Origin of the sequence: Chamaesiphon sp. OTE_8_metabat_110 (assembly GCF_031382685.1) — a bacterium.
GTDB lineage: Bacteria > Cyanobacteriota > Cyanobacteriia > Cyanobacteriales > Chamaesiphonaceae > Chamaesiphon.
This window is the reverse complement of record NZ_JANMZA010000483.1, coordinates 1-5,347: the sequence shown is the minus strand read 5'-3', so window position 1 is coordinate 5,347 and position 5,347 is coordinate 1. Positions and strand designations below refer to the sequence as shown.

The 5,347-nt window shown below is 46.3% G+C and carries 5 protein-coding genes and 1 pseudogene; 4 read left to right on the top strand and 2 right to left on the bottom strand.

Going from position 1 to position 5,347, the window contains the following annotated elements:
- Nucleotides 1-479 (top strand): annotated as a pseudogene (locus tag RMO52_RS17750) (tRNA dimethylallyltransferase); the annotation flags it as partial.
- Between the two features lie 34 nt (nt 480-513).
- Here RMO52_RS17750 and RMO52_RS17745 read toward each other — a convergent pair.
- Nucleotides 514-963, bottom strand: coding sequence for a hypothetical protein (locus RMO52_RS17745; protein ID WP_310416845.1), 450 nt, complete (start codon nt 961-963; stop codon nt 514-516).
- A gap of 163 nt (nt 964-1,126) precedes the next feature.
- On the opposite strand from RMO52_RS17745, the gene RMO52_RS17740 reads away from it, so the two are divergent.
- The gene (locus tag RMO52_RS17740; RefSeq protein WP_310416842.1) at nt 1,127-1,396 is read left to right on the top strand and encodes a hypothetical protein; all 270 of its coding nucleotides are present in this window, start codon (nt 1,127-1,129) and stop codon (nt 1,394-1,396) included.
- A 75-nt stretch (nt 1,397-1,471) separates the two neighbouring features.
- Here RMO52_RS17740 and egtB read toward each other — a convergent pair whose 3' ends face one another.
- On the bottom strand, nt 1,472-2,791 hold the full coding sequence (egtB, locus tag RMO52_RS17735; protein WP_309744931.1) for an ergothioneine biosynthesis protein EgtB: 1,320 nt from the start codon (nt 2,789-2,791) through the stop codon (nt 1,472-1,474).
- A 310-nt stretch (nt 2,792-3,101) separates the two neighbouring features.
- On the opposite strand from egtB, the gene RMO52_RS17730 reads away from it, so the two are divergent.
- Both RMO52_RS17730 and RMO52_RS17725 read left to right on the top strand, forming a co-directional pair.
- The gene (locus RMO52_RS17730; protein WP_310416839.1) at nt 3,102-4,427 is read left to right on the top strand and encodes a hypothetical protein; all 1,326 of its coding nucleotides are present in this window, start codon (nt 3,102-3,104) and stop codon (nt 4,425-4,427) included.
- A 244-nt stretch (nt 4,428-4,671) separates the two neighbouring features.
- A partial coding sequence (locus RMO52_RS17725; RefSeq protein ID WP_310416836.1) for a branched-chain amino acid ABC transporter permease occupies nt 4,672-5,347 on the top strand: 676 nt, incomplete at its 3' end.

The following is a 5,347-nucleotide window of genomic DNA, read 5'->3' as shown; positions in this document are numbered from 1 at the left end:
GCGAGGCAACGCTAAAAATTCATGCTAATGATGCGATTCGGACGATTCGCGCGTTGGAGGTTTATTATGCCACTGGACAAACGATTTCTAGTCAGCAGGGAGAATATCCGCCGAGTTATCCGATTCTCCAAATTGGCTTGGATTGTGAAAGTTTGGATGTTTTGACGCTACGCATCGAGCAACGCACTCAACAGATGATCGATTTGGGTTGGGAGGCTGAGGTAAAATATTTAGGGACTAAATATGGGTGGGATTTACCGTTGTTGGATACGTTGGGATATGCGGAGATGCGTCAGTATATTCAGGGTGAGATTAGTTTAGCAGACGCGATCGATCTGACGATCGTGCATACGCGTCAATTTGCCAAACGCCAACGTACTTGGTTTGCGTCGATTCCCGAAATTGAGTGGTTCGATAGTAACGATCCGATTTTACTCGATCGAGTTTGGGCGCGAGTACAACAATTCTGTAAAATGTAGTTAGCTGACTTTTAATTTGAGGAGCGTGCTAACTTTACAGCGCTGCACAGAATATTAAACCAATAAAAACACCAAATAAGATCGAATATAAAGTCATTTCATTATTACCTAAATTTTTGGCGACCAGATACCAAGGTTTCTCTGTTTTTTTGATAATTTGATACTTTCCCAAATAATTATCGAGCGCCACAACTTCTCCATGTAGGTACTGTTTAGCGATATAAGCCCGCTCCCACTTTAATGATTCTCGAATTGCATATAGTGGTGGAAAATCAAGCTTTTTCGCGCTACTATTTGAATTGATTTTAAAACCAGGATATTCAATTTTGAGGCGTTCTTTGAGATATTGGACTTCGCATTCGTAGCCAAAGCTTCTCACCTGTTGTAAGGTAGCAGATCCATAGGTGTAAATCCAAGTATCTTTATCTAAGTTGAGATCGAGTAGATTTTCGGTGGGAGATCGATCGAGTGAATTTTCATTCATGATTAATTTCTGACTGACGCTCTTTACGATCTTAACTGAATCCAACATCTTGCGCTCTTAGATCCAAATTGAGAGCTAGAATAGAGACATCCCCGCTAGCGTCAACTAACGGGGATATCGGTGGCTTGTGAGCCACAAATCAAAAAAAACATCTATTACTATTATGACCCAATCTCAAGAACCAAACGATAGAAGGATAGATCGCCAACTCCGAACTATCGGTCGTCGAGTCAACCGTTTAGAAGATACCCAAGTCACTTGGGGCGAACTTAATGTCGAATTCGACCGCCTCTATGACGAAGTTGACGGACTCAAAGCGGAAATGAATCAGCGATTTACTACGCTAGAAACTAGTATGAATCAAAGGTTTGACTCGCTAGATGCTAAATTCGATCTCATCATGCGGCAGATTACTGGACAAGGCAACTCATAGCCTCAGCACAAATCTACTTCATAAATAGCACCAGTTATTAATACTGGTGCTATTTTCTTACAGAATAGACATCCTCTAACTCGCCAACCGAATCCCGCTAAATTGCCACCGTGCTGAAGGTGGAAAGAAATTGCGATAAGTGGAACGAATATGATCGGCAGAAGTAACGCACGCACCGCCGCGTAAGACCATTTGATTGCACATAAACTTCCCATTATATTCACCGATCGCACCTTCGGCAATCTGGAAACCAGGATAGGGCAAATAAGCACTTTGCGTCCATTCCCAGACATCACCAAAAAACTGATGATGCGGATTATTTACAGGTGTTGGCTGTAAGAGATCGCTGTCTAAAAAGTTACCAACTTGAGGGATATTTACTGTCGCAACTTCCCATTCTGCTTCGGTGGGTAAACGCTGACCTTTCCACGTCGCATAGGCATCAGCCTCATAAAAACTTACGTGACAAACTGGTTCATTGAGGTCGAGTTTTTTTAGTCCACCGAGGGTCATTATCCACCACTGGCGACGCTCGAAATTATCGATGCCGCTTACGACTAGTTCCCAATATAATGGCGCTTGCCATTGCTGAGTTTGAACGGTCATCCAGCCTTCTGCTAGCCAATATTTTGATTTTTGATAACCACCAGCTTGGATAAATTCTAAATATTCACCATTTGTAACTAGCCGATTGGCTAATTTATAATCTTGCAGATATGTTTTGTGGCGGGGGGATTCATTATCAAAGGCAAATTCATCACCTTGATGACCGATACTATACAGTCCGCCGGGATATGCCAACCACTCAAAGGGAATTTCTGTCGGCGTGGGATGTGGGGGTAAATTTTGACGATAGACCGGATGGAGCGGATTGGTACCGAGAATATGTTTGATATCCATCAAGAGTAATTCTTGATGTTGCTGCTCGTGATGGAGTCCGAGGGTGACTAGTTCTGCTAAGTTGGGACGATCGGCAATTGTTGCCAGTAACTCTACCATGGCTCGATCGACGCGTTCGCGATAGCGATAAACTTCAGCGACAGTCGGACGTGAAAGCATCCCGCGTAGGTGGCGCGGATGGCGCGCGCCGACAGCTTCATAGTATGAATTGAACAAATAACCAAATTGGGGATGAAAAACCTGATATCCCGGTAAATATGGTAATAGTAAGAAGGTTTCAAAGAACCAGGTCGTATGTGCTAAATGCCACTTGGGCGGACTCACATCCGGCATACTTTGGATTGTATAATCCTCTATAGCTAGCGGTTGGCAAATCCGTTCGCTAATTTGGCGAACTTGTTGATATCGACGGGTGAGAATCGCAGCGGGGCTATTGTCGATCGCCAGCGGATCGATCGGTTGAATTTTGGACTGATTGGAGGAGATAGAAAACATAACCTTTTAGCAACGATTGGTGTCGATAATTAATTTGTTGGTAATGAATCGATCGATATTTACAAAAATCTTGAAGTAGACAAATTGAAAAATATTGTAGAAAACTCGAACTGGAACTAAACTCGATCGCCTGCCGTCCCTGACAGCAAAAGCGACTGGGCTACACAAAGATAGTCGATTGCTATCTGAAAAAGTAATTATTCTATCGAACAACTTAACTGCAAGCGATCGCTACTTTGACTGTCATCAATACAAGCTGCCAACTGTCAACTCTTATATGCTTAAATTCAATTTGTTTTCTAATCGTATTGTGACACTTTTGGGGTTATTTTTGGTACCGATTATTGCCACAATCTCTATCAATACTCGATCGGTAGCATTCCCCGTACCGACGTTGGCGCCGCCTCCTGGAACGGGAATCGCTCAAAGAATCACCTCGCCTGGATTGACAACACCCCTACCGTCTCCAGCTTCAACACCAGCAGCCAGCGAACCGCAAGTCACGATTCCCGTGCCGCCGCCGCTGCGTCCGCTCCCGAGCGGTACGACAGCCCCCAGCAGTCCCCCGCCGACAACCCTACCCCCAACAGCTAGTCCGCCGCAGGTACCGACCAATCATACCAATCGCGCACTGGTACCAAGCGAACGAGATAAAATCGCCGCCTATCTTCGCAGTCGCAATTTGAGTAGTAACTCTAGTGTAACCCCGGTAACTGACACTCGGTTCATTTTACACGATACATCCGTCATCATGGCTGCCAGTACGCTCGATCGCGAACGTCAACTCGGTCGCGGCCCATTGGGACTGGGTGTCAATGCCTTTTTACCGCGCGAAAATACAGCGGTCTTAGCGCGTCCCAATTTCTACGAACCGCGCCGACCGACGACTACTGAATTTGAAAAAGCGAGCGATATTTTAGTTAAACCAGAACGGGAACGCTTGCTCAGACAAGTGTGGCGCGCGACGAATGAAACGGCTCGCCGTCAGGCACTCGATACCGCGCTGGCAAATCTAGGCTTGAGTGCGGGCGAAATTGCCTCAGAACAAAAAGAAGCACGAGGCAAACTTGCCGCCGCCAGCGGGCGGATTTATACTACGGCAACTTGGTCGGTAGAATCGATCTGTAACCGTTACAACAGCGGTGATAAGTCGGTTGCGAGTCCCGGCCAAGCAGCCAGCATCGGCAACGCCTGTGCGCCCTTGAGCAATTATTTCAACGTCCGCAATAGCCGTGTCAAATCCAGCGTCGCCGCCGAAATCGTCCAAGTTGGTGCCCGTTCCGAACGTGGCAACCAAAATACTTGTAGCGCCAGAAATCCTAACATTGCCACCCTCCCGACGCCACCCTATTCGGACAATCAGTATGGCTCGGCGCTGGGTCTTTATCTCCGCGCCGCTCTGGCTGCTGGCAAATTCCCCCAACTCACTACTCACTTTGCTTTAGATAACTTTGACCCCGAAGGACACTGCGATCCGCGCTGTTTTAATCTCAACAAACTTTACGGCTCGATCGCGTCTACAATGGGCCACGCTCAGGGCAGTAGTTACGGCGTTACACCCAGCTACGGTACGCGACCGGGTACCAATAATATCTGGTGGGATAATCGCATCTGTCGCGGTTCGGCACCATCTTAATTGAGAATTGAGAATTGAGAATTGAGAATTGAGAATTAGGTCGGCAGTTATTTACTTTAACAGTAAGGCTAGCAATGTCTGCTCTAATGGCTATTCACTATCCACTATTCACTATCCACTATCCACTATCCACTCTCCACTCTCCACTCTCCACTCTCCACTAGTAACAGTGTGAGCAGATCGACTTAACCACCTGACCCCAATCGAGCTACGATAAGATCTTTCCAGCGATAATAGACAGAATATGGATCCCCAATTGATTGTAAATGGCATAGCCCTCGGTAGTATTATTGCCCTGGGCGCAGTTGGTTTGACTTTGACTTATGGCATCTTGCGCCTGTCAAACTTTGCTCATGGGGATTTGATGACTTTGGGGGCATTTGTCGCCTGGATGCTGAATCTGAGTCCGATTCCAGTTTTAAATAATATCTGGATATCGATGCTCATCGGTATTGTGGCGACGGTAGGCGTCGCGCTCTTGACCGAAGTAGTTGTGTGGAAGCGAATGCGGCGGGTACGCGCAACATCTACCACGCTGGTAATTATTTCGATTGGGTTGGCATTATTTCTCCGCAATGGAATTTTATTAATTTGGGGGAGCGATGCTAAGCGGTACAATTTGCCTGTGAGTGAAGCGATCGATCTATTTGGGATTAAGATTAAGTTCTATAATTTAGTCGTGCTGGGATTGGCGCTCGTCGCGATCGCTGGATTGCATTTTCTACTTCAGAATACCAAAATTGGTAAAGCGATGCGGGCGGTTGCTGATGACATCGATCTAGCGCGCGTGACGGGTATTAATGTCGAACAAGTTGTCTTGTGGACGTGGATTATTTCCGCGAGTTTGACGGGTTTGGGCGGACAAATGTATGGATTGGTGACTAATGTCCGTCCCGATATGGGTTGGTTTCTGATTATGC

What these genes read in the sequence shown, in the direction of transcription:
- RMO52_RS17740 (WP_310416842.1), top strand. Translation starts at nt 1,127, where the DNA reads ATGACCCAATCTCAAGAACCAAACGATAGAAGGATAGATCGCCAACTC.
- RMO52_RS17745 (WP_310416845.1), bottom strand. Translation starts at nt 963, where the DNA reads ATGAATGAAAATTCACTCGATCGATCTCCCACCGAAAATCTACTCGAT.
- egtB (WP_309744931.1), bottom strand. Translation starts at nt 2,791, where the DNA reads ATGTTTTCTATCTCCTCCAATCAGTCCAAAATTCAACCGATCGATCCG.